This window comes from Promineifilum sp. (SeqCode), assembly GCF_041918635.1.
GTDB lineage: Bacteria > Chloroflexota > Anaerolineae > Promineifilales > Promineifilaceae > Promineifilum.
This window is the reverse complement of sequence record NZ_JAYRVJ010000637.1, coordinates 1-2712: the sequence shown is the minus strand read 5'-3', so window position 1 is coordinate 2712 and position 2712 is coordinate 1. Positions and strand designations below refer to the sequence as shown.

Here is a 2712-nt window from a genome sequence, read left to right as displayed (position 1 = left end):
CGGGCCGTCCCCGCCGTCACGCCGGCCGATGCCACGCCGCTGGTCTTCTCGGCCGAGCGAGCCGTGGCTCATCTGGATGTACTCGCCGCCACACCGCGGCCCGTCGGGTCGGACGCCAGCGCGGCCGTCCGCGCCTACCTAATGGATCAGATTCGCGCCCTGGGCTATGAGCCGGAGGTGCAGAGCGTCAACGTGTTGCGCCACTTCCCCGGCCATCCGGAGACGCACCTGATGAGCGTCAACAACGTTCTGGTACGCGTGCCGGGCAGCCAGCCGGGCGGCAAGGCGCTGCTGGTCAGCGGCCACTACGACTCCGTCCCCGCCTCCGTCGCCGCCAGCGATTGCGGCATGTGCGCCGTGACGACGCTGGAGACGCTGCGAGCGGTGGACGCCGCGGCCGACGCCGGGCAACCGCTGCGCAACGACGTCATCTTCCTCTTCACTGACGGCGAGGAGATCGGCGTGGCCGGAGCGCTGGGCTTCATGCGCGACCACCCCTGGGGGCGCGACGTGGGGCTGTCGCTGGTCTTCGAGGGACTGGGCACGGAGAGCGCGCCGATGATCTACGTCAGCGGCGAGCGCGCCGGAGCCATCGCCGGCGAGGCGCTGGACGCCATGGCCGAAGGGACGCGCTACCCGCTGGCCTCCTCCTTCCTCAACGACTTCATGTGGGCCGTGGCTGGCAACACCGGCTCCGACCTGGACGGCTTCCTGGTCAACGACGCGCCGGGGCTGGGCTTCATCTACCTGTCGCTGAACACGGTTGCCTCCTATCACAGCCCGGCCGACAGCCCGGCGCGGCTCGACCCGCGCAGCGTGCAGGGCATGGGCGACTTCGCTCTGGCGACGACGCGCCACTTCGGCAACCGGCCGCTCGACGCGCTGCCACGCACGCCCAATCTGGTGCTCTTCGCCCTCTGGCCGGGCCTGGTCGTCCGCTATTCGACTGCGCTGGCGCTGCCGCTGGCGGCGCTGGCAGTCGTCGTCCTGCTGGCGGCGCTATACCTGCGCTTCCGGCAGTCGGAGTTGTCGATCAAGGGGCTGCTGGCCGGGGCCGGCGTCTGGCTTCTGGCGCTGCTGACGGCGGTCATCGTCGTCACGGCCGTCTGGTGGCTGACCCGTTTCCTGACGCCACATTTACATAACATGACAGTGGGCGGCTGGTACGGCGGCGAGTTCTACCTGGCCGGCGCGCTGGCGCTGACGCTGGCCGTGGCGCTCGGTTGGTGGGCGGTGGCGCGGCGGCGTATCGCTTCGGCCGATCTGGCCGCGAGTGGGGCGGTGTGGTGGGCGCTGCTGGCTCTGCTGACGGCCGCGGCGCTGCCGGGGCTGAGCTATCTGTTTGTCTGGCCGCTGCTGGTGCTGGCGCTGGGCTGGCTGATCGCCGCGCGCTGGCCGGAGCCAGGCTGGCGGGCGCTGGCGTTGGAAGCGATCGCGCCGGCGGCCGTGGCCGTGTGGCTCTTCGCGCCCGTCTTCTACTGGCTGTGGATCTACACCGGGCGGGCCGAGGGCATGAACGGCCCGCCGATGGCCGCGCTGCCGGCCGTCTTCGCCTGGCCGGTGGCGTGGTTGGCCGCGCCGGTGGTGGCGTGGCTGGCGGGAGAGCGACGAACAACAGGCGACGAACGACGCGTGAAGCGTGGTCGTTGGGCGTTGATCGTTGGTGTGCTGGCCCTGGCGCTATTTGCTATCCCTGCCCTGTTCCTGCGGTCGTCGGTTGACCGGCCGTGGGCGAACAGCGTGGTCTATACGCTGGATGCCGACGCGGGCCAGGCGTCGTGGGTGGCGTTCAACGACTCCCGCGCCGGACGGGGGACGCGCCACGTGCTGGACGAGTGGACGCGCCAATTCCTCCCCGACGGCGGCCAGCCGGCCACGATTGACCCGTGGCTCGTTCCGCCCTGGGACACGCCCTACCCGGCGCTGAGCGCAGACGCCCCGCTGCTGGCCTTGCCGCACACCGGCGTGACCGCGGCCGGCGAGGCGGGCCAACTGCGCCTGACCACGCGCCGCCCGTCAGCCGCCTGGCTGACCGAGTTGACCATCCGCAGCGCCACGCCCATCACCGGCATCGCCCTCGACGGCGAGCCGCTCGACCTGGCCGGGACGCGGCCGACCGAGTACGTCCTCAAATTTATCGGCCGGAACCACGCGCCGGTCATCGACCTGACGACCGAAGGGGCGGGGGCGGTGACGGTGCGGGCGATGGATCGGCTGCTGGTAGACCTGACCGATCTGGCCGGTCTGGCCGGTCTCGCTGTCGCGCCGCGGCCGGACTGGATGATGACCTCCCCGGCGGCCGACGTGGCCGATGGGGCGCTGGTGAGCAGCACCGTGACAGTAAGATAAGGAAGAAGCTCACGCCAAGGGCGCCAAGAAGCAAAGAGCGCAAAGAAGGAATCCTCTTTTTGCGCTCTTTGCTTCTTGGCGTTCTTTGCGTGAGAATCACTCCATGCCAACGCGACACCCTGCATTCGAGCACGTCGATCATCGTCCCTGGCCGCTGCCGGAGGGGCCGTGGGTGGGGCGGCAGTCGTGGCGCGACCTGCTGTTTGCCCACTGGCCCGTGCCGGCGGCGGCTGTCCGGCCGCTGGTTCCGGCGGGGCTGACGGTGCAGGAGTACGACGGCGTGAGCTGGCTGGGCATCGTGCCGTTCCGCATGGCGGGGGTGACGGCGCGGCTGCTGCCCGATTTGCCCGGGTTCTCGGCCTT

General features: G+C 70.6%; 2 protein-coding genes. Both read left to right on the top strand.

What is annotated here, in order from left to right; translation table 11 throughout:
* A partial coding sequence (locus tag ACE3UY_RS18670; protein ID WP_374688990.1) for a M28 family peptidase occupies positions 1–2349 on the top strand: 2349 nt, incomplete at its 5' end.
* Positions 2350–2452: 103 nt separating this feature from the next.
* On the top strand, positions 2453–2712 hold a 260-nt coding region (locus tag ACE3UY_RS18665), incomplete at its 3' end, for a DUF2071 domain-containing protein (protein ID WP_374688989.1).